The 23,395-nt window shown below is 71.9% G+C and carries 25 protein-coding genes; 12 read left to right on the top strand and 13 right to left on the bottom strand.

What is annotated here, in order from left to right; translation table 11 throughout:
* The first annotated feature begins 4 nt into the window (after positions 1-4).
* Both FHU36_RS29785 and FHU36_RS29780 read left to right on the top strand, forming a co-directional pair.
* Positions 5-847 carry a PhzF family protein gene (locus tag FHU36_RS29785; RefSeq protein ID WP_185087076.1) on the top strand — a complete coding sequence of 281 codons (843 nt, stop codon included), beginning with the start codon at positions 5-7 and terminating at the stop codon, positions 845-847.
* Between the two features lie 107 nt (positions 848-954).
* The gene (locus tag FHU36_RS29780) at positions 955-1,602 is read left to right on the top strand and encodes a dihydrofolate reductase family protein (protein ID WP_185087075.1); all 648 of its coding nucleotides are present in this window, start codon (positions 955-957) and stop codon (positions 1,600-1,602) included.
* Positions 1,603-1,684: 82 nt separating this feature from the next.
* On the opposite strand, the gene FHU36_RS29775 is transcribed toward FHU36_RS29780, so the two are convergent.
* The 6 genes from FHU36_RS29775 to FHU36_RS29750 all read right to left on the bottom strand — a co-directional run bounded on the left by FHU36_RS29775 (position 1,685) and on the right by FHU36_RS29750 (position 6,862).
* Complete coding sequence (locus FHU36_RS29775; RefSeq protein WP_185087074.1) at positions 1,685-2,539, bottom strand: 5-oxoprolinase subunit C family protein; 855 nt, start codon at positions 2,537-2,539, stop codon at positions 1,685-1,687.
* A complete protein-coding gene (locus tag FHU36_RS29770) occupies positions 2,536-3,159 on the bottom strand; it encodes a 5-oxoprolinase subunit B family protein (RefSeq protein ID WP_185087073.1) in 624 nt (207 codons plus the stop codon). Before FHU36_RS29770 ends, FHU36_RS29775 begins: the two co-directional genes overlap by 4 nt.
* Positions 3,160-3,247: 88 nt before the next feature.
* Complete coding sequence (locus tag FHU36_RS29765; protein ID WP_185087072.1) at positions 3,248-4,003, bottom strand: LamB/YcsF family protein; 756 nt, start codon at positions 4,001-4,003, stop codon at positions 3,248-3,250.
* A 22-nt stretch (positions 4,004-4,025) separates the two neighbouring features.
* The gene (locus FHU36_RS29760) at positions 4,026-4,796 is read right to left on the bottom strand and encodes a thioesterase family protein (protein WP_185087071.1); all 771 of its coding nucleotides are present in this window, start codon (positions 4,794-4,796) and stop codon (positions 4,026-4,028) included.
* A gap of 173 nt (positions 4,797-4,969) precedes the next feature.
* Positions 4,970-6,514 carry a hypothetical protein gene (locus FHU36_RS29755; RefSeq protein ID WP_185087732.1) on the bottom strand — a complete coding sequence of 515 codons (1,545 nt, stop codon included), beginning with the start codon at positions 6,512-6,514 and terminating at the stop codon, positions 4,970-4,972.
* Between the two features lie 123 nt (positions 6,515-6,637).
* The gene (locus FHU36_RS29750) at positions 6,638-6,862 is read right to left on the bottom strand and encodes a hypothetical protein (protein WP_185087070.1); all 225 of its coding nucleotides are present in this window, start codon (positions 6,860-6,862) and stop codon (positions 6,638-6,640) included.
* A gap of 153 nt (positions 6,863-7,015) precedes the next feature.
* Here FHU36_RS29750 and FHU36_RS29745 point away from each other — a divergent pair, with 153 nt between their 5' ends.
* The 3 genes from FHU36_RS29745 to FHU36_RS29735 all read left to right on the top strand — a co-directional run bounded on the left by FHU36_RS29745 (position 7,016) and on the right by FHU36_RS29735 (position 11,756).
* A complete protein-coding gene (locus FHU36_RS29745) occupies positions 7,016-7,585 on the top strand; it encodes an HhH-GPD-type base excision DNA repair protein (RefSeq protein ID WP_185087069.1) in 570 nt (189 codons plus the stop codon).
* A gap of 194 nt (positions 7,586-7,779) precedes the next feature.
* Positions 7,780-9,873: a SpoIIE family protein phosphatase gene (locus FHU36_RS29740; protein ID WP_185087068.1), complete on the top strand. Its 2,094-nt coding sequence runs from the start codon at positions 7,780-7,782 to the stop codon at positions 9,871-9,873.
* Positions 9,874-10,115: 242 nt separating this feature from the next.
* Positions 10,116-11,756, top strand: a complete 1,641-nt coding sequence (locus tag FHU36_RS29735) for an RNA polymerase sigma factor (protein WP_185087067.1) — start codon at positions 10,116-10,118, stop codon at positions 11,754-11,756.
* Positions 11,757-12,114: 358 nt separating this feature from the next.
* Here the strand turns inward: FHU36_RS29735 and FHU36_RS29730 are convergent, their stop codons facing one another.
* Complete coding sequence (locus FHU36_RS29730; protein ID WP_185087066.1) at positions 12,115-12,849, bottom strand: YaaA family protein; 735 nt, start codon at positions 12,847-12,849, stop codon at positions 12,115-12,117.
* A gap of 123 nt (positions 12,850-12,972) precedes the next feature.
* Here FHU36_RS29730 and FHU36_RS29725 point away from each other — a divergent pair, with 123 nt between their 5' ends.
* Positions 12,973-13,230 (top strand): hypothetical protein, encoded by a 258-nt coding sequence (locus FHU36_RS29725; protein ID WP_185087065.1) that lies wholly within the window; start codon positions 12,973-12,975, stop codon positions 13,228-13,230.
* 29 nt (positions 13,231-13,259) lie between these two features.
* Here FHU36_RS29725 and FHU36_RS45005 read toward each other — a convergent pair whose 3' ends face one another.
* Positions 13,260-13,829, bottom strand: coding sequence for a DUF418 domain-containing protein (locus tag FHU36_RS45005; protein WP_312891914.1), 570 nt, complete (start codon positions 13,827-13,829; stop codon positions 13,260-13,262).
* Positions 13,830-13,850: 21 nt separating this feature from the next.
* Complete coding sequence (locus FHU36_RS45000) at positions 13,851-14,099, bottom strand: hypothetical protein (protein WP_246502602.1); 249 nt, start codon at positions 14,097-14,099, stop codon at positions 13,851-13,853.
* 312 nt (positions 14,100-14,411) lie between these two features.
* Between FHU36_RS45000 and FHU36_RS46580 the strand changes: the two genes are divergently transcribed.
* Complete coding sequence (locus tag FHU36_RS46580; RefSeq protein ID WP_185087064.1) at positions 14,412-15,110, top strand: GNAT family N-acetyltransferase; 699 nt, start codon at positions 14,412-14,414, stop codon at positions 15,108-15,110.
* Positions 15,111-15,228: 118 nt separating this feature from the next.
* Here FHU36_RS46580 and FHU36_RS29710 read toward each other — a convergent pair whose 3' ends face one another.
* Positions 15,229-15,459 carry a DUF7455 domain-containing protein gene (locus FHU36_RS29710; RefSeq protein ID WP_185087063.1) on the bottom strand — a complete coding sequence of 77 codons (231 nt, stop codon included), beginning with the start codon at positions 15,457-15,459 and terminating at the stop codon, positions 15,229-15,231.
* 246 nt (positions 15,460-15,705) lie between these two features.
* Here FHU36_RS29710 and FHU36_RS29705 point away from each other — a divergent pair, with 246 nt between their 5' ends.
* Positions 15,706-17,772: a DNA gyrase/topoisomerase IV subunit B gene (locus FHU36_RS29705; RefSeq protein WP_185087062.1), complete on the top strand. Its 2,067-nt coding sequence runs from the start codon at positions 15,706-15,708 to the stop codon at positions 17,770-17,772.
* A gap of 342 nt (positions 17,773-18,114) precedes the next feature.
* Here the strand turns inward: FHU36_RS29705 and FHU36_RS29700 are convergent, their stop codons facing one another.
* Positions 18,115-18,843: a tyrosine-protein phosphatase gene (locus FHU36_RS29700; RefSeq protein ID WP_185087061.1), complete on the bottom strand. Its 729-nt coding sequence runs from the start codon at positions 18,841-18,843 to the stop codon at positions 18,115-18,117.
* Positions 18,844-19,196: 353 nt separating this feature from the next.
* On the opposite strand from FHU36_RS29700, the gene FHU36_RS29695 reads away from it, so the two are divergent.
* On the top strand, positions 19,197-20,384 hold the full coding sequence (locus FHU36_RS29695; RefSeq protein WP_185087060.1) for an MFS transporter: 1,188 nt from the start codon (positions 19,197-19,199) through the stop codon (positions 20,382-20,384).
* A gap of 62 nt (positions 20,385-20,446) precedes the next feature.
* A complete protein-coding gene (locus FHU36_RS29690; RefSeq protein WP_185087059.1) occupies positions 20,447-21,424 on the top strand; it encodes a zinc-binding dehydrogenase in 978 nt (325 codons plus the stop codon).
* On the opposite strand, the gene FHU36_RS29685 is transcribed toward FHU36_RS29690, so the two are convergent.
* The gene (locus FHU36_RS29685; RefSeq protein WP_185087058.1) at positions 21,421-21,915 is read right to left on the bottom strand and encodes a beta-class carbonic anhydrase; all 495 of its coding nucleotides are present in this window, start codon (positions 21,913-21,915) and stop codon (positions 21,421-21,423) included. The two genes, FHU36_RS29690 and FHU36_RS29685, sit on opposite strands and share 4 nt — an antisense overlap.
* 138 nt (positions 21,916-22,053) lie before the next feature.
* Between FHU36_RS29685 and FHU36_RS29680 the strand changes: the two genes are divergently transcribed.
* Complete coding sequence (locus FHU36_RS29680; RefSeq protein ID WP_185087057.1) at positions 22,054-22,368, top strand: hypothetical protein; 315 nt, start codon at positions 22,054-22,056, stop codon at positions 22,366-22,368.
* A gap of 26 nt (positions 22,369-22,394) precedes the next feature.
* Here FHU36_RS29680 and FHU36_RS29675 read toward each other — a convergent pair whose 3' ends face one another.
* The gene (locus FHU36_RS29675) at positions 22,395-22,958 is read right to left on the bottom strand and encodes a thioredoxin family protein (protein WP_185087056.1); all 564 of its coding nucleotides are present in this window, start codon (positions 22,956-22,958) and stop codon (positions 22,395-22,397) included.
* Between the two features lie 51 nt (positions 22,959-23,009).
* Here FHU36_RS29675 and FHU36_RS29670 point away from each other — a divergent pair, with 51 nt between their 5' ends.
* Positions 23,010-23,381, top strand: coding sequence for a VOC family protein (locus FHU36_RS29670; protein WP_185087055.1), 372 nt, complete (start codon positions 23,010-23,012; stop codon positions 23,379-23,381).
* The last annotated feature ends 14 nt before the right edge of the window (positions 23,382-23,395 follow it).

The raw sequence follows: 23,395 nt of genomic DNA, 5'->3' as shown, positions 1-23,395 counted from the left end.
CCCCATGTCCCGTCCTTTCGCTCAGGTCGATGTCTTCACCGCCGTCCCCTACCACGGCAACCCGCTCGCCGTCGTCCTCGACGGCCGGGGGCTGACCACGGAGCAGATGCAGCGCTTCGCCCACTGGACCAACCTGTCGGAGACCACGTTCGTGCTGCCGCCGTCCGATCCGGCGGCCGACTACCAGGTGCGGATCTTCACCGGCTCCGGCGAGCTGCCGTTCGCCGGGCATCCCACGCTCGGCACCTGCCACGCCTGGCTGGAGGCCGGTGGCGTCCCCAAGGCCCCCGGCGAGATCGTGCAGCAGTGCGGAGCCGGGCTTGTGCGGGTGCGTTCCACCGGCTCCGACCGCGACCGTGCCCTCGCGTTCGCCGCTCCGCCGCTGCTGCGGTCGGGGCCGGTGGACGAGCCGCTGGCCGGGCACATCGCCGGCCTCCTCGGCATCGCCCGCGACGAGATCGTCGACCTGGAGTGGGCCGACAACGGACCCGGCTGGGTGGCGGTGCTGCTCCGCGACGCCGAGGCGGTGCTCGCGCTGAAGCCCGGGCGCGTCGATCTCGACCTCGGCGTGGTGGGCCCCCACCCGCAGGGCTCGCCCCACGCGTTCGAGTTGCGCGCCTTCTACCCGTCCGAGGTCGGCACGGTCGAGGACCCCGTCACCGGCAGCCTCAACGCCTCGGTCGCCCAGTGGCTGCTGCGCACCGGCCGCGCCGCCGCCCCCTACGTGGCCGCCCAGGGCACCGTGCTCGGGCGGGCCGGGCGCGTGCACGTCTCCACCGACGACGACGGCGGCGTGTGGGTCGGCGGCTCCTCCGTCACCTGCGTCACGGGGCAGGTCGAGCTGTGACCCGCCGCTGAGAAAAGTTCCGACGGCATGTCGAGAAGCCGCCGCCCGCTCCGACTCACCGGTGTAGGCCGCCCGGCGGCACCCCAGCAAACGAAGAAGGATCGACGATGCCGAAGCTGCGCGTGCACAACTTCACCCTCTCGCTCGACGGCTACGCCGCCGGGCCCCGCCAGCGCATGGACGCGCCGTTCGGCGACGGCGTCGAGGGCCTGCACGACTGGATGGTCGCCACCCGCACGTTCCGGGCGACGCACGGCCTGGACGGCGGCGAGGAGGGCCCCGACGACGAGCGCGTCCGCCGGGCCGAGGACGGGATCGGCGCCACGATCATGGGGCGCAACATGTTCGGCCCCCAGCGCGGGCCCTGGGCGGACCACTCGTGGAGGGGCTGGTGGGGGCCCAACCCGCCCTACCACAACGACGTCTTCGTCATGACCCACCACGTGCGGCCCACGCTCGCCATGGAGGGGGGCACCACCTTCCACTTCGTCGACGACACGCCCGGCGCGGTGCTGGAGCGGGCGTTCGACGCCGCGGGCGGCAAGGACGTGCTGGTGGCCGGCGGGGCCGCCACCATCCGGCAGTTCCTGCGCGAGGGGCTCGTCGACGACCTGTACCTCGTCATCGCCCCGATCCTGGCCGGCGCGGGCGAGCGCCTGCTCGGCGACCTCGACCTCGGCCGCTACGAGGTCGCGGACACGACCGTCTCCCAGACCGCCACCCATGTCCACATCACGCGCCGCGCCACTCGATGAGATGTCCGCCGGTTGGCGCGGGCGCGGGCGCGGCCGGGAACGGGGAGCCGGGACGGGCGCACAGGTCCGGTCCCGGCGGCCGTCACGGGTGCGGGCGGGTCGTGAAGCGGACCGGGTCCCCGGGGCGGAGCTGCGCGGCCACCGGCAGGTCGGCCGTCAGCACCACCGCGATCACCGGATAGCCGCCCGTGGGCGGGTGGTCGGCGAGAAAGACGATCGGCTGCCCGCTCGGCGGCACCTGCACCGCACCGGTGACCATGCCCTCGCTCGGCAGCTCGCCCTCCCGCGCCCGCACCAGCTCCGGCCCGTGCAGCCGCACCCCCACGCGGTTGCTGTCCTGGCTCACCATGTACGGCCGCCCGCACAGCACCTCCAGCGCGCCAGGCGCGAACCAGTCGTCACGCGGCCCCGGCAGCACCCGCAGCACTCCCGCCCGGCGACCGGGAGGGGGAGCCTGGTCGACGTGGATCGGCGGCAGCTCCCCGGTGTCGCCCACGGGCAGCAGCGTTCCCGCCCGCAGCGGCTCCGGCCCCAGCCCGGACAGCGAGTCGGTGGACCGGCTGCCCAGCACGGGCTCGACCGCGACCCCGCCACGCACCGCCAGATAGCTGCGCAACCCCCATGCGGGCGTCCCGAGCCGCAGCTCCCCACCGGCCGGAACCCAGAACGGCACCCCCGTCCCCGCCCGCGGCACGGCGGCCAGCGGGCAGGGCGCCCCCGTCACGGCCACCCAGGCGCCCGACCGGAACGCCAGCCGGGCCCCGCCGAAGGTCACCTCGATCCCTGCCGCCCCCTCGGGATTGCCGACGAGCCGGTTGGCCAGCCGCAGGCTCTCCGCGTCCGCCGCGCCCGAGCCGGGCACGCCCAGGTGGGCGAGACCCCGGCGGCCCAGGTCCTGCACGGTCGCGTACGGTCCCGGAACGAGCACCTCGATCATGCGCGCTCGAACCGCACCCGCGTGCCCGGCCGGAACAACGACGGCGGCACGGCCCCCGTGTCCCACACCCGCAGCGACGTGTGCCCCAGCAGCCGCCAGCCGCCGGGCGACGCGCTGGGGTAGACCGCCGAGTACGGCCCCGCGACCGCCACCGACCCGGCGGGCACCGAGGTGCGCGGCGTGTCGAGCCGGGGCACGTGCAGGTCCGGGTCCAGCCCGATGAGATAGGCGAACCCCGGAGCGAACCCCAGCCATCCCACCACCAGTTCACGCCCGGTGTGCCGGGCGACCACCTCCTCGGCCGTCAGCCCGGCGAGCTCCGCCACCGCGTCGAGGTCCGCCCCGTCGTAGACCACCGGGACCGTCACCACGGCCGCCCCCTCGGGGCCGCCTCCGGGCTCGGCGGCGGCGTCGCGGGCGCCGGCGAGCAGCGAGCCGAGCGCGGTGCGCAGCCGGTCCTGGTTCGCGCCGGGCGCCACCACGAGCACCGTCTCCGGCCCCGGCACGACCTCGACCACCCCTTCGGGCGCCCGGTCGCGCAGCAGGGCGTCCAGTCGGTGCGAGATCTCCAGCGCCCCGGTCTCCACGAGCAGCCCGTGCTCCCCGACCCTGCGGATCACGTCCCCGCCCCCGCCCGCACGCGCCCCACCCGCGCGCCGGTCACCACGCGCACTCCGGCATTCGGCCCGCTGCCGTCCGCCCCGCCGGTCACGTGAACGCCTGGAGGACCACCCCGGCCTCCAGCAGCCCGTCGCGCACGGCCCGCGCCAGGCGCACCGCGCCCGGCGTGTCGCCGTGCACGCAGATCGACCGCGCCCCCACCGTCACCGCCGTGCCCTCGACCGACGTGACCATCCCGTCCACGGCCATCCGCACGGCGCGTTCCACGACCGTCCCCTCGTCGTGGATCACCGCGTCCGGCTCGCGACGCGGCACCAGCGTGCCCGCGGACGTGTAGGCCCGGTCGGCGAACGCCTCGGTCACCGTGGGCACCCCCTCGGCCGCCCCGATCGCGTGGACCACCGACACCGGCAGCGTCAGCACCGGCAGCGAGGGGTCGTAGTCGGCCACGGCGTCGATCAGCGCCGCCGCCTGCTCCTCGTCGCGGCAGACCCGGTTGTACAGCGCGCCGTGCGGTTTGACGTACGACACCCGCCCGCCCATCGCCCGGGCGATGCCGTCGACCGCGGCGAGCTGGTAGAGCACCTCGGCGCACAGCTCCTCGGGCTCCACGTCCATCTCCCGCCGCCCGAAGTGGGCCAGGTCGCGGTAGGAGACCTGCGCCCCGATCGACACGCCGCGGTCGACGGCCGCCGCGCAGGTGCGCCTGATGGTCACCGGGTCGCCGGCGTGGAACCCGCAGGCCACGTTCGCGCTCGTGACGAGGTCGAGCAGCGCGAGGTCGTCGCCGAGCCGCCAGATGCCGAAGCCTTCGCCCAGGTCGGCGTTGAGGTCCATCACCATGCACCCATCATCGCGTGCCCGGCTACCGCGGCGCGACGAACAGCGTCTGCGTCGCCGTGCCGACCTCGCCGCTCTCGTCGTACAGGGTGGACCGGGTCAGGCCCCGCCCCGCCGGGCCGATGACGGTGGCGGCCTCCATGCAGACCCACTCCCCGGCGGGCGCGCGGAACAGGGAGATGGTCAGGTCGACGTTGACGAACAGGTGTGTGGCGAAGTCGAGGGCGTGGCTGACGCCGTTGCCGCTGTCGGCGAACACCGCCAGCCGCTCCAGAGGGCTGATCTCCTCATCCCCGACCAGCGGCACCGTCAGCCTGCCCCACACCGTGGCCGGCCCGGTCCGCATCGGCCCGCCGGTGACGAACCGCCAGTCGATCGCCCTGCCGTACCCGAATCCGGTGCTCAGCCACGACGATCGGTCGTCCGGCGACGGCGGCGGGCCGGGCGCGGGCGGGCCGGGCACGGGCGTCGCCGGCGTGCCGGCCTCCCGGATGCGCCACGCGGTGGCCCGGCACACCTCGCGGCCGTCCGCCGACACGCTCGCCGCCAGGCACTGCACCCGCTTGCCGTCGCGGACGACATCGGTGCGGACCTCCAGCTCACCGACCGGCACCGGCCCGAACACGTCCACCGCCAGCCGCGACATCTCCAGGCCCGGCCGGGGCGCGGTCCGCGCCAGTTCGTGCACGATCAGGGCGGTGACGGGACCCATGTGCTGCGTACCCGGATCCCACGGCCCCTGCGTGTGCTCGGCCGCCAGGTAGCGACCCGCCGCCAGACGCCTGTACATCGACATAGAACGGGATTCTATGGCGGGCCGCGTTCAGCGGACCGCCACAGGCCGCATGGTGTGCGCCTATGGCGGGCCGCGTTCAGCGGACCGCCACAGGCTGCATGGTGTGCGCTTATGGCGAACAGCGTTCAGCGGACCGCCGCGGGCGGCGGGACGTGCGCCATGAGCGACAGGACCTAGATCCCGTCGGGAATGTCGGCGATATCGTCGAGGGCGGAGGCCAGTTCGTCCGGGTCGTCGCCGATGCGCTCGGCGATCTCGATGAGCACGTGCAGCACGTCGTGGCGGTCGTGGCCCAGGTCGAGCAGCCGCTGCGCCGCCTCCCACAACTGCGGCGGGTCGCCCTCCCACAGCCGGGTCGCGATCTCCTCGTGCCAGGCCAGGTGCTCCTCGTCGATCGGGCCGACGTGGTCGATCTCCAGCAGCGTGCGCCGGTCGGCCTCGTCGGCCGGGTTGAGGTCGTCGAGGGTGACGCCGTTGTGCACGCCCTGCAGGAAGGGGAACGCGAACACGCGCCTGGCCAGCGCCGACAGGTCGCCGTCGGGCAGCAGCCGCCCCAGCAGCGCCCGGTCGAGCCCGAACGAGGTCGGATCGCGGTAGGCCTCGGGGAACTTGCCGATCGCCTCCCACACCGCGTCCAGCGTGGCCTTCAGCCCGCGCTCGGGCAGGCCGGTGCGGACGGCGGCGAAGCGCACCCACGCCGCCAGCACGTGCGGCATGGCCTCCTGCTCGGCCGTGCTCAGCATGACCTTGCGCGGCAGCCAGTCGAGCAGGAACGTCTCGCACTTGGTCGGGCTGACCCGCAGCGGCCGGCTGAAATCCTGCTCGCAGCCGTAGTCGATGATGTGGTCGGCGCAGCGTGAGGCGGCCGACGGGTCGGACAGGTGCTCGGCCGCGTCGGAGGCGAGGAACTCCGCGGCGAGCATGGCCCGCCGCTCGCGGCTGTAGGGCGCCTCGATGTGCAGCGGCGCCGGGCGCTTGCGGCCCGGGGGCAGCGCCTTGAGCCGGGCCCGGGCGAAGGCGTGGTAGGCGCTGTAACTGTCGCTGACCGGCGGCGTGGTCTTCGGCTCGCCGGTGGCCTTCATCGCCGACTCCAGCAGTGCCCTGGCCTGCTGGGGTTCGATCTCCTCGAACAGCAGCATCGGGTTCCCGGCCGCCTCGGCGCGGGCCTGTTCGAGCAGCTTGTCCACGTGGGAGGAGACCCAGGCGTCGCGCGCCATGCCCGACATGTTGTGGTCGACGACCATGACCAGCGCGTGGTGCTCGCGACCCTGCCCGACCGGATGGGCGCGCCCCCGCTCATTCGGCTCCTGCCCGGCGCGCGCCTGCTCGCCCTCGCCGAAGCGGTAGGCGAAGGTGCAGATCACGGTGTCCTGGTCGCCGTAGGCGTCACGGGAGACGTAGCAGCCCGTGGGCTTGACCGCGCCCACCCGGTCGGCCCAGCCCGGCCGCGCCACGCCCGACTCCATCATCGCCAGCGCCGCGCCCTCCGCCTTGGCGCCCTGGCGCGCCGTGCCGAGGTAGGCCAGGCAGATCAGCAGCGTCAGTGACGCCGGTGTGCCGGCCTTGGCCGCGTAGTCGACCAGCCCCTCGCCGAGCACCTGCTCGACGTCGCCGCCCCGGACCCTTCGGCCCCACCAGGCGCCGATCATGTCGGATACCATCAACTCCGCGTCAAGGGGGCTGCGCACGGCGAGCAGCTCGCGTGCCGCCTGGACCATTTCCTTGAACACTTCGTCCGGTGGAGTGCTCTCCCTGGGATCTCGTCGGTGTCGGCGCACGCCCTCACTCTCTCGCATTCCAGGCGCAAACGGTGCGTAGAACGCGGCCCGGTGACCTCGATGTTATCGGGGAGACCGGGGCGGCGGGGTGGAGTTGACGATCGCGAGCAGGTGCTCGCGGGCGATGCGTTCCACGATCTCGGGAGTCGCCGAGATCCCGAGGTGCTGCGTGCAGGCGCACACGTCGGCGACGCAACGGTCGATCGTGTCCACGGGCACGGTCAGGAACTCCTCGGCCAGCCTGAGACTGACCGGCTCCTTGAGGAAGCGTGTGGCCAGAGCGAGCATAGGTGTCAGATTCCTCTGGATGCCCAGGGGCAAACCCCTAGGAATGGTCGCAGGCGACTTGCGCTCCCATTCCATCTCTTCTCGGGCTCGTGTCAAGCCTCCACTACGCCTGTGTTCGCTTCTCGGCAACTCCTTTCGTGCGAAGCTGTTCCCATGCGCATCCAGCTAGCCCAGCGGGCGGAGGCCGACGACCTGCTCGGCCGCAGTCCGTTCGCCCTCCTCGTCGGCATGCTGCTCGACCAGCAGATCCCGATGGAACAGGCGTTCGCCGGGCCCTACACGATCTGCCAGCGGCTCGGAGGCGACCTCACCGCCGAGGAGGTCGCCTCCTACGACCCCGAAGAGTTCGCCGCGTTGCTGGCCGAGAAACCCGCCGTGCACCGCTACCCCTCCTCGATGGCCGCCAGGATCCAGCAGCTGGCCGCCTACCTCGTCGAACACCACGGCGGCCGGCCCGAGCGCATCTGGACCGAGGCCGCCGACGGCAAAGACCTTCTCCGCGGGCTTGAGTCGCTTCCTGGTTACGGCAAGCAGAAAGCCCAGATATTTTTGGCATTGCTCGGCAAGCAACTGGGCGTCCGGCCGCCAGGATGGCGCGAGGCGGCGGGGCCGTACGGCGAGGAGGGGTCCTTCCGGTCGGTGGCGGATGTGATCGACGCCGACACGCTGGGTCGCGTCCGGGCCGCCAAACAGGAGGCCAAGCGAGCGGCCAAGGCCAAGTAGCCTGATCTTGCTGCGCAACGTGGAGCGACTTTGACAGGATGCGTTGATGGTATGGCTGCCGGGACTTCCGTCCGCGCATGCCCATCGCCGATGATGTACTGCAGGATCCGGTCGCCCGGAGCCGCGCTACGCCGATACACAGTTATGGAGATGTGCCGCGTGGGAGACCCTGGCACGCGACGGAGGTGCCGAGCATGAGCGCCGAGACCTCCGTTCCCCGTCCCCGGGAGTCGGATGTGGACATCTCAGACTCCGCCCTGTTCAAGGGCCTGCTTTCCGAGGCGCAGTTCGCCTTCGCCTTCCTCGACCCCGACGGCCGCCTCCAGCGGGCCAACGACGTGTTCAGCGACGTCGTCGGCGTGCCGGCCGAGCGGCTCGCCGGGCGCGCCCCGGCCGAGGCCCTCGCGGCCGACCTCGCCCAGATCGTCACCCACGCGGTGCAGGGCGTCGTCGAGAGCGACGCGCCCGTCACGGAGAGCCGGGTACGGGTCCGCACTCCCGAGGGCGAGACCCGCCACTGGTCGCTGTCGTTCTCGCCCGTCCACGACGACACGGGCGAACTACGGGCCGTGGCGCTCATCGGCATGGACGTGACCGAGAGCCGCCAGACCGAGGAGGACCTGCGCCGCAGCGAGGAGCGCTACCGCTCGCTGGTCGAGGCGCAGTCGCAGCTCGTCTGGATCACCTCGCCCACCGGCACGGTGGTCGAGGACGCCCCGCAGTGGCGCGCCATCACCGGCCAGGGCCTCGAGGAGTACCTCGCGCACGGCTGGCTCGACGTGGTGCACCCCGAGGAGCGCCAGCAGACCGAGGAGGCCTGGAAGGAGGCGCTGCGCGGCCGGACCATGTTCGAGTGGAACTACCGGGTGCGCACCCGCGCCAGTGGCTACCGACACTTCGAGGTGCGTGCCGTGCCCATCATCCGCCACGGTCGCGTGGTCGAGTGGGTCGGCGCCAACACCGACGTCACGCCCCAGCGCGAGGCCGAGGAGATGCGCGGCCGGCTGACCGACCAGCTCGGCGCCGCTGCGCTGCGCACGGCGCGTCTGCAGGGCGCCACCGCGATGCTGGCCGAGGCGCTCACGGTCGAGCAGGTGGTGCAGGTCATCATCGACGTGGGCCGCACCGCGCTGGCCGCCGACCGGTCCGCGGTCGCGCTGCTCGACACCGACCGGGCCGCGCTCAAGCTGGTCAACGGCGAGGGCGTCCCCGAGGCGTCCGGCACGACCGGCGAGGAGATCCCGCTCTCCCACTCCAGCGTGATGACCATGGCGGTCAACAGCCGCAGGCCGGTGTTCGCCGAGTCGCCCGAGAGCCTGAAGTCGCAGCTTCTGGAGGCGGGCGGCGACGAGCGCGTGCTGGCCAACTACCTGACCAACAGCGACGAGCGCGCCTGGGTGGGCCTGCCGCTGCTGGCCGCGGGCCGCGCGCTGGGCGCGCTGCGCTTCTCGTTCACCCGGCCGCAGAAGATCTCGCAGGAGGACGGCGTCTTCCTCGAGGCGCTGGCCGGGCAGTGCGCGCTGGCGGTCGAGCGGGCGACGCTGTTCGAGCGTGAGCACCGCACCGCCGAGACGCTGCAGCGCAGCCTCCTGCCCGACCGCCTGCCGGTGATCAGGGGCCTGGAGCTTGCCCAGCGGTTCCGGTCCGGCAGCCGCCACGTGCAGGTCGGCGGCGACTGGTACGACGCGTTCGTGCTCCAGGACGGGCGGGTCGCGGCCGTCGTCGGCGACGTCATGGGCAAGGGCGTCAAGGCCGCGGCGGGCATGGGCCGCATCCGCAACGCCATGCGGGCGCTGGCGCTGACCAACCCGCCGCCCGCGGCCGTGCTGACCGGCCTCGACCGGGTCTTCGACGCGACCGAGGAGGAGGAGCAGGTCACCACTCTGGCCTACATGGTCGTCGAGCCCGTCACCGGTGAGGGCACCCTCGCGCTCGCCGGCCATCCGCCGCCCGTCCTCGTCTCGCCGCAGGGCACGGCCGTGCTGTGCGACGCCCAGCCCGGCACGCCGCTGGGCTGGCCGACGAGCCGCCGGCAGTTCAGGTTCGTGGTCCCGCCCGGCCACACCGCCGTGCTCTACTCCGACGGTCTGGTGGAGAACCGCAAGCGCGGGCTGGACGCGGGACTCGCGGAGATTTGCAGTGTTGTGACCGAAGCGCCGCCTGAGGTCGTGAGAAGTCCGCACATGTTGCTGGACTTCCTGGTTGACCGGATGTTGTCGGGATATGAACAAGACGATGACGTTACCGCCCTGGCCATCCACGTGCCGCCCGCCACGAAGAGTGACTGAATGAAACAGTCATAAGGGTTGCTTTCGGGTATCGGTGGCGCGCTTACGTACGCACTACTGTCTGGGTCGGCCTAGGGTGGAGGTCAACCGCCGGGAGGTGGCCGTATGGAGCGCGAGGTCGTGCCACAATGCTGGGCAGGTCCGTCGCGGTCCGCACGGCCTCACCGATCTCCGAGAGAGGCATCAGCCCCCCAGCGGGCATCTGGGTCCATTGTCGCCACGCGTTCGTTCGAGAGGTGTTCGTGTCGCCTGCAAGTTCGACTCGCTCGAAGCCACAAGAGCTGAACGAGCCCGTCATTCAGCGACTGCTCGAGCGTGGGCGCTCGCAGGGTTTCCTCGAGTCCGAGGACGTCCGCCAGGCCTTCGAGGAGGCGGACATCCCCATGTCGCACGCCGCCGCGTTCTTGCGGAACCTCAGTAAAGAGGGCGTGACCGTGGTGGTGACCGCCGCGGATTCGGCTGCGCCGAAGAAGTCTCGTGGTCCAGCAAAGCGCCGCACCGCCGCCCCCGTCAAGACCAAGCCCGCAGCGGCCGCCAAGGAGCAGCAGCCCGAGACCGTGACCGCGGTCGTGGGCGCCGCCGAGGCCGAGGCTGCTGCCAAGAAGCCGGCTCCCGCCAAGAAGGCCGCCCCGGCGGCCAAGAAGGCGGCGCCGGCCGCCAAGAAGGCCAAGCCTGAGACCGCTGGGCCTGCCGAGACCAAGCCGAAGCCCGTCGAGGGCGTGGACGACGACGAGGACATCGAGCTCGACGGCGACGTGGAGCTGGAGGACCTCGAGGACATCGCCATCGACGACGACGAGATCGTCGCCGAGGGCGAGACCGAGACCGAGTCCGACGACGACTCCGACGACGAGCCCAAGCCGGCCGACGTGGTCGCCACCGTCGCCACCGAGAAGACCGAGGACGAGGTCCTCATCCTGTCCGACGACGACGATGACGCCCCGGTCGCGCAGGTCGCCGCCGCCGGCGCCACCGCCGACCCGGTCAAGGACTACCTCAAGCAGATCGGCAAGGTCCCCCTGCTCAACGCCGAGCAGGAGGTCGAGCTGGCCAAGCGCATCGAGGCGGGCCTGTTCGCCGAGGAGCAGCTGGGCAGCCCCGAGGCGGAGACCCTCCCGGTCGACGTCCGGGCCGAGCTCGAGTGGATCGCCGAGGACGGCCGCCGGGCCAAGAACCACCTGCTGGAGGCCAACCTCCGCCTGGTGGTCTCGCTGGCCAAGCGCTACACCGGCCGCGGCATGCTGTTCCTGGACCTGATCCAGGAGGGCAACCTGGGCCTGATCCGTGCGGTCGAGAAGTTCGACTACACCAAGGGTTACAAGTTCTCCACCTACGCCACGTGGTGGATCCGGCAGGCGATCACCCGCGCCATGGCCGACCAGGCGCGCACCATCCGCATCCCGGTCCACATGGTCGAAGTGATCAACAAGCTGGCCCGGGTCCAGCGGCAGATGCTGCAGGACCTCGGCCGCGAGCCCACGCCCGAGGAGCTGGCCCGCGAGCTGGACATGACGCCCGAGAAGGTCGTCGAGGTCCAGAAGTACGGCCGCGAGCCCATCTCGCTGCACACGCCGCTGGGCGAGGAGGGTGACAGCGAGTTCGGCGACCTCATCGAGGACTCCGAGGCCATCGTCCCGGCCGACGCCGTCAGCTTCACGCTGCTGCAGGAGCAACTGCACTCCGTTCTCGACACGTTGTCGGAGCGGGAGGCGGGCGTCGTGTCGATGCGGTTCGGCCTCACCGACGGGCAGCCCAAGACGCTCGACGAGATCGGCAAGGTCTACGGGGTGACGCGCGAGCGCATCCGGCAGATCGAGTCGAAGACGATGTCCAAGCTGCGCCACCCGTCCCGGTCCCAGGTGCTGCGCGACTACCTCGACTGACCCACCACCCCGCCTGAGCCCCGCCCTGCCTCGCAGCGCGGGGCTCACGCGTGTCCAGGCCCGCTGGCTCGGTGAGCCGTCCGCGTCCGGGCCGCAGGATGGGTCGTGGGTGTCCGGGTCACGGACGACCCGCTGGGACCTCCCGGCCCGGGATCTCCGGCTCCGCGACCGGCCGAACCGTGACCAGCCGCCCTGGGACCTCCCGGCCCGGGATCTCCGACTCCGGGACCGGCCGAACCGATGACCAGCAGCCCTGGGACCTCCCGCCTCCGAAAGCTTCACCTGTCCGAAGGGGCCCATGCCCCCGGGACCTGCGCCTGCGCGGGAGCCTCACCGGCAGGGGCGGCCGAGAGGGCAGTCAGAGCCGGACGTCGAGGGTCCACGGGCGGGTCGGCCGGGCGGGGGCCGTCAGGTCCACGGTGTAGCCCAGAGTGTCCAGGATCTTGGCCAGCTCGTCCGGGGACGCCGGGTCGTCGCCGGACGCAAGGAGGGCCCTGGCGATCTCACCTCGGGTGGCCTTGGCCATGTGGCTGACCACCTTGCCGTCCTTGAACACCCGTACCGCCACCGACCGGTCACCCGGCTGCCAGGCCCCCGCGTACGTGGCCGAACGCAGGTCCACCACCAGCCCGGGAAGCGCGTCGAGCTGCTTCGTCACCAGCGGGCGCCAGAAGGCGGCCAGCCCGCCGAGCGGAGGCAGGCTGACCCCCATGGACAGCCGGTAGGGCGGCACCCGGTCGGTGATCCGCAGCACCCCCCACAGCCCCGAGAAGACGAGCACCGACTCCTCGGCCCGCAGCCTGGCCGCACCCTCCAAGGTGCCGAGACCGAGGTTGTCGTAGAGGACACCGGTGTACAACTCGGCGGCGGGGAGCGTGGCGGCCGTCTGGAGCACCAGGTTTTTCGCGAGCTCGCCGGCCAGCCCCGGGGTCAGGCCCAGCACGTCCAGGGCGTCACGCCGCCGCGACGCCTTGGCGAGCGCGGTCAGCACCCGCCTGCGCGCCCGGCCGAGGGCGGGGAACGACAGGTCACCCAGGGGAGGGCCGCTGCCTTCGGAGGCCTTGCCCTCGGACGGCGGCAACAGAATCAACACGTCCCCATTCTCCCAGGCCAGGCCGCCGCGTCCGGCCACCGCCGCCCGTCCGGCCGGAACGGCAGGGGTTCCACGGGGGCGCCCGGCCGGCGGGCCCGCGCTGGACCCTTGCCGGGCGGGAGCGTGCGCAAGCTCGCCGAGCACCTGGCCCGCCACGGCGACCGCCGGATGTTCATCGGGCGCGGGCACCTGCGCCGGCTGCCGCACCGGCACGGCATCTCCTTCCGACGCACCCGCGCCTGGAAGACCTCCTTCGACGCCAAGCTGGACCGGATCGAGGAGGTCACCGGCCGCTTCCCCAACCGGTGCTTCGCCTTCGACCAGTTCGGGCTGCTATCGATCCGGCCCGTCCAAGGCGCCGGATGGGCCGACCCCGCTTGATCAAATCCGGTGACGTTCGTAGTGACCCACTAGGCGTGCTGGAGGGCCGGGCGGCGGCCCCACGTGGCCCAGCGCCACAGCCATTCCAGCGGACCGAACCGGTAACGGCGCAGCCACAGCGTGGAAAACACCCACTGCGCGGAGAGGATCCCGACCGCTAGGGCCAGGAGTACGGGCTGGGTCCAGTCCTGCGGGCGGCCGTGCAGGTGCGCGACGGCCAGCACGAGGATGGAGGCGGTGAGGTAGTTCGTCAGCGCCATCTTCCCCAGCGGCGCGAAGAGCGCGTGCAGTGCCGCCCGCAGCGGCGTCCTGAGCATGAGCAGCAGCATGCAGACGTACACCCCGCCGATCAGCATGCCGGCGATCGCGGTCACGACGCCGGCGGCCCGGCCGGCGGGATTGTTCATCTGCACGACGACTTGTACCGCCAGCGTCGGTGCTGCGGCCACCGCGAGCAGCGCCCCCGTGATGGCCGGTCCCTTCGCGGACTGCTCGATCCGGTCGATCACGCCGTACCTGACCAGGGCGGCGCCCACCAGCAGCAGGCCGGGGGCGAGCAGGTAGCCGTCGGTCACGAACAGGGACGCCACGAGGACCACGACGGCGAGGACCGCGACCGCTCACCGCGGCAGCCAGGTCGACGGCAGCAGGATCACCAGCCCGGAGGCCGCGTAGATGGCGAGCACGTCACCCGGCCAGATCAGGAACAGGTGCAGGAGACCGATCGCAAGGAGCACGAGCAGCCTGCGCAGCAGAAGCAGCCGCGGACTGGCCGTACGGCCCTCGGCCGACTCCAGCAACAGCGCGAACCCCACGCCGAACAGGACGGCGAAGATCGGGAAGAACCGGTGATCGACGATGTACCCCATCCAGTCGCTCGTCCCGGGCCCCACGATCTTGCCACTGATGTTGGAAATCGGCCCGACATTGGCCAGCAAGATCCCGCAGAGCGCGAATCCGCGAATCACATCAAGCGCGTCGATACGCCGTCTTCTCTCTGACATGAGCCCCTACTTTGCGGGGCTGTGTCTTACCGCGGTATGGGCCGAAAGTACCGTCCAAGACCGTGCCTTCGGCCGGTTGCTTCCGCGAGCGCCTGGCCTCTAGTGGGGGGTGACCCCTCGGGACGACCGGCCGCCCGACCAGGCAAACGTTCGTGGTCACCCACTAGGCTCCTCCGGGTGAACATCGACCTCCTCGTCCACGAGGCCTGGCCCGCGTACGAGCAGCGGCGGCACGGCGGCTGGATCCTCCGATACGCGGGCGGGGTCACCAAACGGGCCAACTCGGTCCTCGCGCCGGACGTCCCCGCCGACCTGGACGCGGCCGTCGGCGTGGCCGAGGACTTCTACGCCTCCCGGGGACAGCGCTGCGTCTTCTCGGTGGGGTCGCGGACCGCGCCCGAGCTGGACGCCGCGCTGGAGGCCAGGGGGTACGCCCTCGTCGACCCCACCATCGTCATGGTGGGTTCGGGTGAGATGCCCGAGCCGGGACACCAGGTGCGCGTCGAGGACCATCCCTGGCCGGAGTGGCTGGAGACGTGGTGGGCCGTGGACGGTCGTTACGGCGACGGGCTGGCGGCCGCCGAGCGCATCTGCACCGGCGTGCCGGCCCGGTACGCCGCCGTGGAGGAGGACGGCGTGCCGCTGGCCGTCGGACGCGGTGTGCCGCAGGGGGACACGCTGGGCGTCTACTGCATGGCGACCCTGCCGCATGCCCGCCGCCGCGGGCTCGCCCGCAGCGTCCTGCGCGCCCTGGTGCGGCACAGCGGTGCCCGCTCGGCGTACCTCGTCACCACCGCACCCAACCTGGCCGCGCAGGCCTTGTACCGGACCGAGGGTTTCGAGGTACGCGGCGGCTACCACTACCGGGTCCTCTGACGACCCGGTGGCGGGGGGAGGACCGGGCCGGGAAACGCTGAACGGCGGCCTCGGGCATGCCGGACCGCCGTTCCACGCTTGTGCGATATGTGGTTATCTCATCACGACCAGCGCGCTGTCAGCGCTGGTCGTTGCGGGCAATGGAAGGGGTTTCGCTGAGCCGAGCCGACTCGTCCAGGATGTCGGCGCCCTTTTCGCGCAGTGCTGCGATGTGCTGACGCCCATGGTGGGCGCAGAACAGCAGCTCCCCACCCACGGGCAGGGTCGCGCGAATGTAGGCCTGGGCGCCGCAACGGTCGCAGCGGTCGAGGGCCGTCAGCGGCTTAACGGGGGCGAGAGCTCCAGTCACGTATCGCCTTTCGGGTCACCCCCGCCGAAGCGAGGATCTGGCGTCAGTCACTTGGAACAACATCTAACCGGACCTGGACGTTCCCAACCGCCCCCTCGCTACGCCGAGAGCGGAATGTGTCCGAAAGTAGTGACGGACAGCCGCCTGGTAACGGCAAACGTGACGGCGTGGCAAGCTTGTACGCGCGCGTGAGGGAAGAACGGTAAGCTACGCACTGGTGTTCGATGCTAGACCAGAGGAGCTGGAGTGACGCTAGTCGAGGCGGGTTACACGGCTCGTCACCTGTCGGTGCTGGAGGGCCTTGAGGCGGTCCGCAAGCGTCCCGGCATGTACATCGGGTCCACCGACAGCCGTGGGCTCATGCACTGCCTCTGGGAGATCGTGGACAACGGCGTCGACGAGGCGCTCGCGGGTCACTGCGACCGCATCGAGGTCGAGCTGCACGCCGACGGGTCCATCGAGGTGCGCGACAACGGCCGTGGCATCCCGGTCGACATCGAGCCCAAGAGCGGCCTGGCCGGTGTCGAGCTCGTCTACACCAAGCTCCACGCGGGCGGCAAGTTCGGCGGCGGCTCCTACGGCGCGTCCGGCGGCCTGCACGGCGTCGGCGCCTCCGTGGTCAACGCCCTGTCGGCGCGCCTCGACGTCGAGGTCGACCGCGACGGGAGGGTCCACGAGATCAGCTTCCGCCGCGGCGTGCCCGGCTTCTTCGACGGTGACGGGCCGACGGCCAAGTTCCGGAAGAAGTCCGGGCTGCGCGAGGGCGGCAGGCTGGCCCAGAACGTCACGGGCACCCGGGTCCGCTTCTGGGCCGACAAACAGATCTTCCTGCCCGACGCCGAGGTGTCGCTCGACGAGATCCACGTCAGGCTGCGCCAGACGGCCTTCCTGGTGCCCGGCCTCACGCTCGTGGTCGTCGACAGCAGGGACGAGGAGCCCGTCACGGAGGAGTTCCGCTTCGACGGCGGCATCTCCGAGTTCACCGACTTCCTGGCGCGCGACGAGGCCGTCTGCGACGTGCTGCGCCTGCAGGGGGTCGGCCACTTCCACGAGACCGTGCCGGTCCTCGACGACCAGGGCCACATGACGCCCACCGAGGTGCAGCGCGAGCTGACCGTCGACGTGGCGGTGCGCTGGGGCAAGGGCTACGAGTCCACCGTCCGCTCGTTCGTCAACGTCATCTCCACCCCCAAGGGCGGCACCCACCTCACGGGCTTCGAACGCGGCCTGGTCCGCACGATCAACGAGCAGCTGCGCGAGACCCGCCTGCTCAAGAACGGCGACGACCCCGTCACCAAGGAGGACATCCACGAGGGCCTGACCGCCGTGGTGACCGTCCGGGTGCCGGAGCCGCAGTTCGAGGGCCAGACCAAGGAGGTGCTCGGCACCTCCGCGGCCACCCGCATCGTCTCCCACGTCGTCAGCCGCGAGCTCAAGGAGATGTTCGCCAACCCGCCGCGTGGCTTCAAGCAGCCGCTGCGCGCCATGCTGGAGAAGATCGTCGCCGCCGCCAAGGCACGCATCGCCGCCCGCGAGCACCGCGACAACCAGCGCCGCAAGAGCGCCCTCGAAAACTCCGCGCTGCCGGCCAAGCTCGTCGACTGCCGCAGCGACGACGTCGACCGCAGCGAGCTGTTCATCGTCGAGGGCGACTCGGCGCTCGGCACCGCCAAGCTGGCCCGCGACTCGGAGTTCCAGGCGCTGCTGCCGATCCGCGGCAAGATCCTCAACGTCCAGAAGGCGTCGATGAGCGACATGCTCAAGAACGCCGAGTGCGCCGCCATCATCCAGGTCGTCGGGGCCGGGTCCGGCCGCTCGTTCGACATCGACGCCGCCCGCTACGGCAAGGTCATCCTCATGGCCGACGCCGATGTCGACGGCGCCCACATCCGGTGCCTGCTGTTAACGCTGTTCCACCGCTACATGCGGCCCATGGTCGAGGCCGGCCGCGTCTTCGCCGCCGTCCCGCCGCTGCACCGGATCGAGCTCACCAATCCGGGCCGGGGCAAGGACAAGTACATCTACTGCTACTCCGACGCCGAGTTGCAGCGGGTGCTGCGCGACCTGGAACGGCGGGGCAAGCGCTGGAAGGACCCGGTGCAGCGCTACAAGGGCCTCGGTGAGATGGACGCCGACCAGCTCGCCGAGACCACCATGGACCCGCGTCACCGCATCCTGCGCCGCGTCCGCATCGAGGACGCCGAGGGTGCGGAGAGCATCTTCAGCCTGCTGATGGGCAGCGACGTGGCTCCGCGCCGCGAGTTCATCGTCAACAGCGCCGCTGAGGTGGACCGCGACCACATCGACGCCTGACCTGCGGCGTGCCGGCATCCGTTGATGCCGGCACGCACGATGGCGGGAGTGCACCGTGGTGGGAATGCATGGTAGTGGGCGTGCACGGTGGTGGGAATGCATGGCGGCCCGTACGCCTGGTCGTCCGCACCGCTGGGAGTCGGTGCCCGAGAGCCGGTGCCCCGCTGGTGATGGCAGTCACCCTGTGCTGCCAGGTGAGCGGGTCCTCCTGTGGCCGGGAGCCGGGTTCCGTCATGCGCGACCGACGCCGTCCGTGGACGTCGGTACGCGCGGAGGTCGGCATGCGTGGATGTTCGCGGCTCATGGGAGCCGGTGCTTGCCGGTGGTGGCAGGGGGCCGGCGTCAGGGGGCGAGGAGCTCGTCGCGTAGCCGGTTGACCAGGTCGTCGTCCACGCCCAGCACGTCGGCGGCGTAGCCCCGTACCGACCCGTGCCGGGACGCCAGGTCGGCGAGGAACAGCCGCATGACCTCGGCCGGCGCCCGCCCGTATCCCGGCCACCGCAGCACCCGCGACGGATGGGCGGCCCGCCAGTCGGCGACCAGCCTGTCCGTGGCCAGTTCGGTCAGCGCGAAGTCCTCGACGATCTGCTCCTCCGCCACCCCGGCCAGCGACAGGACGAGGGCGGCCAGGATCCCGGTGCGGTCCTTGCCCGAGGCGCAGTGGAACACCAGCGGCCCCGCTCCGCCGGCGATCACCTCCAGCGCCTGCCGCAACTCACCGGCCCCGTCCGCGGCGACCTCGGCGTACCGGTCGGCGAGGTGGCGCCACGGGTCGACGTCCGGGTCGATCTCCGCCTGGTCGTAGGGCCGGTGCTCGATGCTCAGGTTCACGTACGTCATCCCGTCGTGTTCCGGCACCCGGCCCTTGGCCGCGATCTCCCACGGGTAGCGCAGGTCGATCACCACGCGCACCCCGAGCCCCAGGAAGCGGTCCCAGTCGTCGCCCGCCAGCTTGGCCAGCGAGTCGGACCGGTAGATCCGCCCCCACGTCACCGTCCGGCCGTCACCGGCGACGTAGCCGCCGAGGTCCCGGAAGTTGTGCAGGCGGTTGAACGCGACATGTCTTCTCACGTCCGACACCCTACGGCCGCCGAGCCCACAGGTCTGAACCACACAGGCCCCTCCTGCCCCACTCGTACCGGTCCTGGCGGGGTGGGCTCTCCTGTTGCCGTTCGTGCTGGTTCTGGCGGGGGTGGCTCTCCTGCCGCCACCCGTACCGGTTCTGGCGGGGTGGACTCTCCCGCCGCCGCTCGTACTGGTCCTGAAGACGCCGCCGCTTGTGGTGGTCCCGAACGTGGCGGACCCGCCCTGTACGCACTGGTCCGAAACATGCCAGACGCTCCCGCCGCCGCACTGCTTGGCTTGATCGCACCCGTCGCGCCCGCGAAGCGCGAGACCGCAGCGACCTGCCGAACGAGGAGCACATGCCGAGCCCCACTCTCGCCCGTCCCCGCCCCACTCTCGCCGGCTGGCCGGCCGTGGTGTCGGTGACCCTGGGCATCTTCACCATCGTCACCAGCGAGATCCTGCCGATCGGCCTGCTGACGTCCATCGGCGCCGGCTTCGGCGTCTCCGACGGCACGGCCGGCCTGACGATGGCCATGCCGGGCGTGGTCGCCGCGGTCGCCGCCCCCGTCGTCACCGTCACCACCGCACGGCTCGACCGTCGCCTCATGCTGTGCGCGCTCATGGCGGTGCTCGCCGTGGCCGACCTGCTGGCGGCCGTCGCGCCCGGCTACGGGCTGATGCTGGTGTCGCGGGTGCTGGTGGGCCTGGTCATCGGCGGGTTCTGGTCCATCGGCGCGGGGCTGGCCGCCCGGCTGGTGCCGCCGCGGTCGGTCGGCACGGCCACCGCGCTGATCTTCTCCGCCGTGCCGCTCGGGTCGGTGCTCGGCGTGCCGGCCGGCACCTTCATCGGGCATCTGGCCGGTTGGCGGGCCGCCTTCGCCGTCCTGGGCGGCATGTCGCTGCTCGTGCTGGCCGCCCTGCTGGTGCTGGTGCCGGCGCTGCCCGCCGTCCAGGTCACGCGGCTGAACGTGCTGCGCGGCCTGCTGCGCGAGCGTGGCGTGCGGGTGGCTCTGCTGGCCACGTTCCTCGTGGTGCTGGCGCACTTCGGCACGTACACCTACGTCACCCCCCTGCTGCAGCAGGTCACGCGGGTCGGCCCCGCCGCGGTCAGCACGTTCCTGCTGGCGTACGGCATCGCGGGCATCGCCGGGAACTTCCTGGCGGGCGCGGCCATCGGCCGCAGCCTGCGTGCCACGTTCGCCGGCGCCGGCTGCCTGATCGCGGCCGCCACGCTCCTGCTGCCCGTCGCGGGGAGCGACGCCACGGGGGCGCTCGCCCTGCTGCTGGTGTGGGGCGTGGCCTACGGTGCCGTGCCGGTCTGCTCGCAGACGTGGTTCGCCCGGTCGGCCCCGCACGCGCCGGAGGCGGCCACGGTGCTGTTCACCTCGTCGTTCCAGGCGACCTTCGCGCTGGGGGCGCTGCTCGGCGGGATCGTCGTGGACGTGGCGTCCGTCTCGGCGGTCATGGTGTGCGGCGGGGTGGTCGCCGCCGTCATGGCGGTGTCCACGTGGCTGCTCGGCGGGGCGGGAGCCGGCAGGGGTTGACCTCAAGTGCGCTTGACGTCGCACCCTCGAAGGGTCGAACCGATCCCGACCCTGGAGACACCATGCACGCCGTCGTCCTGCACGCCTTCGGCCCCGCCGAGAACCTTCGCTACGAGAGCGTCCCCGACCCCGTGCCAGGCCCGGGAGAGGTGCGCATCGCCGTCAGGGCGGCGGGCGTGCACCTGGTGGAGACCATGATGCGGACGGGCCTCGCCGGCGACTCGCTGCCGCCGCTGCCCGAGCTGCCGTCGATCTTCGGGGGCGAGGTGGCGGGCAGGGTGGACGCCGTGGGCCCCGACGTGGACCCCTCCTGGATCGGGCGGGACGTCGTGACCTCGGGCGGCCGGCCCGGCGGCTACGCCGAGCTCGCCGTGGCCGGCCTGGCGTCGCTGCACCCGCTGCCCGACGGACTCGGGTACGAGACGGCCGTCGCGATGGTCGTCACCGGCTCCACCACGATGGGGTTCCTCGACGTCGCCGGGCTCACCCCCGACGACGTCGTCCTGATCACCTCGGCCGCGGGCGGCATCGGGCGGCTGCTCGTGCAGTACGCCCGTGACCTCGGCGCCACGGTGATCGGCGCGGCCGGCGGCCCCGCCAAGGTGGCGGCCGTCGCCGAGCTCGGTGCGGACCTCGCCGTCGACTACGACCAGCCCTCCTGGGACAAGACCGTCGCCGAGTGGCTGGACGGCCGTCCGCTCACGGCGGTGCTCGACGGCGTCGGCGGCGACAGGGCGAGGGCGGCGTTCGAGCTCCTCGGCCGTGGCGGCCGCTACCTGACCATCGGCAACGCCTCCCGGCAGGACTTCTGGCCGGACGCCGGGACGCTGGCGGACCGCGAGATCACCGCGGTCAACGCCCTGCTGCACCTGCTGGGCAAGCCGGAGCAGCGGCCGGAGTTCGAGGTGCGGGCGCTCGCGGCGGCGGCCGAGGGCAGGCTCGTGCCGGCCGTGCAGACGTTTCCGCTGGCACAGGCGGCCGCCGCGCACGCCGCGCTCGAGAGCAGGGCGACGACCGGCAAGGTCGTCCTCGTCCCCTAGATCGCCACCGGCACCAGCCGGCCGGTGTGCACGTCGTAGATGGCGCCGCCGACCGGCAGGTCCTTCGGCAGGAACGGGCTCGTGCGGATGCGCGTCAGGTCGTGGCGCAGCGCCGCGTCCTGGTCGGGCACCGTATGGAACTCGAGGCTGCGGGTGTCGACCCCGCGCAGCTGGGTGAGGTCGTGGACGTCGGCGTCGGTGACCTTGGCCATGCCGCAGTCGGTGTGCGGCATCACCAGCACCCGCTCGACACCCAGCAGGTAGACGGCCAGGACAAGAGTGCGCAGGACGTCGTCCGTCACCCGGGCACCGGCGTTTCGCAGGATCTTCGCGTCGCCCGCCGCCAACCCGAGCAGCCCGAGGGGGTCGATGCGGGAGTCCATGCAGGTCACCACGGCGAGGCCGCGCGCGGCACGGCCAGTGAGGCCGGAGTTGGCGAACTGCTGGGCATACTCGGCATTAGCGGCCAGAACGTCGTCGAACGCACTCATGGCAGAGATAATCCCGCATGCCCGTTACGCGCGGGTTGCCGGGGGCCCGACAGGCGGGACTTGCCCAACCTCCCACGATCAGCACTGACGATGCGTGATGATGTCGTAGCCCAGAGTACGTGATCGAAGAAGGTTGTCGTGAGTAGGTCCGAATCGCTCGCCGCGTATCTCCGCGCCCAAGCCCGGCGCCGTCTCGACCGCGTGGAGTCCAACGACGGTGGCCGCAACGCCCGGACGGCCCTGGCGCTGCTCGACGCCGCGCTCTACGCCGACGGGCTCACGGACGACGACGCGCTCATCCGGATGCTCGAAGAGGCGGGCTGTTTCGGCCCGCAGGGGGGTGACGGCTTCGACCCGGGGCCGGAGGGTGCCCGCCTCATCCGCGACTGGCAGGGCGCCGAGCCGTACGAGCTGCTGCTCGCGCTGCCCGGCGCCATGACGACCTCGGCGTGATTCCGCGGGCCGCCGAGCACTGGGGCTCAGGCGGGGGCGTTGCCGGGCTTCCACTTGATGCCGCAGCCGATCGACGGCCGCTGGTCCGCCTCGACCGGCTCCCCCTTCAGCACGGCGTCGACGGCCGCCCGCAGCGAGGCGCCCGTGACCGGGAGGTCGTTGCCGGGCCGGGAGTCGTCGAACTGGCCCCGGTAGACCAGCCGCAGCTCCGCGTCGTACAGGAAGAAGTCGGGCGTGCAGGCGGCGCGGTAGGCCTTGGCCACCTCCTGCGTCTCGTCCAGCAGGTACGGGAAGGCGAAGCCCGCCCGGGCGACCTGCTCGGCCAGGTGTGTGGGGTCGTCGTCGGGGTAGTTCACGCTGTCGTTGCTGCAGATGGCGACGACCGACAACCTGGCGCCGTAACTCGCGGCCATGGCGCCCAGGGCCGCCTCGATGTGGCGGACGTACGGACAGTGGTTCGACAGGAAGACCACGAGCGTGGCGGGAGAGCCCTTGAAGTCGTCGAGCGCGACGCTGCCGCCGTTGACGGCGGTCAGGTCGAAGGCGGGCGCGGCAGTGCCGAGCGGGACCATGAACGAGTTGGCAGCCATGCTCCCATTGTCGTCGGTCGGCGCCGGAGACCGTATCCGGAGGTATGGCTGGTGAAGGGCATCGCGGAGTACCACTCGACCGTGCTCGACTGCGCCGACCCGCGCGAGCTGGGCGAGTTCTACGCCCGGTTGCTGGGGTGGAGCATCGCGTCGGACGAGGACGGGTGGGTGTCGGTAAGCGACGGCGGCTCGTCCGGGCGGCTGGCGTTCCAGAAGGTGGAGGACTACCGCCCGCCGCTCTGGCCGCGCTCGGAGCGGCCGCAGCAGCTCCACCTCGACGTGCTGGTCGACGACATGGACCAGGCCGAGAAGGCGGTGCTCGAGATCGGCGGGACCAAGCACGAGCACCAGCCCAGCGAGGACGACGGGTTCCGGGTCTTCCTCGACCCGGCGGGGCATCCGTTCTGCCTCTGCAGGCGGTAGACGGCGAGGACCGG

The sequence above is a fragment of the Nonomuraea muscovyensis genome, from assembly GCF_014207745.1.
Taxonomy (GTDB): Bacteria; Actinomycetota; Actinomycetes; order Streptosporangiales; family Streptosporangiaceae; genus Nonomuraea; species Nonomuraea muscovyensis.
This window is presented reverse-complemented; position numbering and strand designations above follow the sequence as displayed.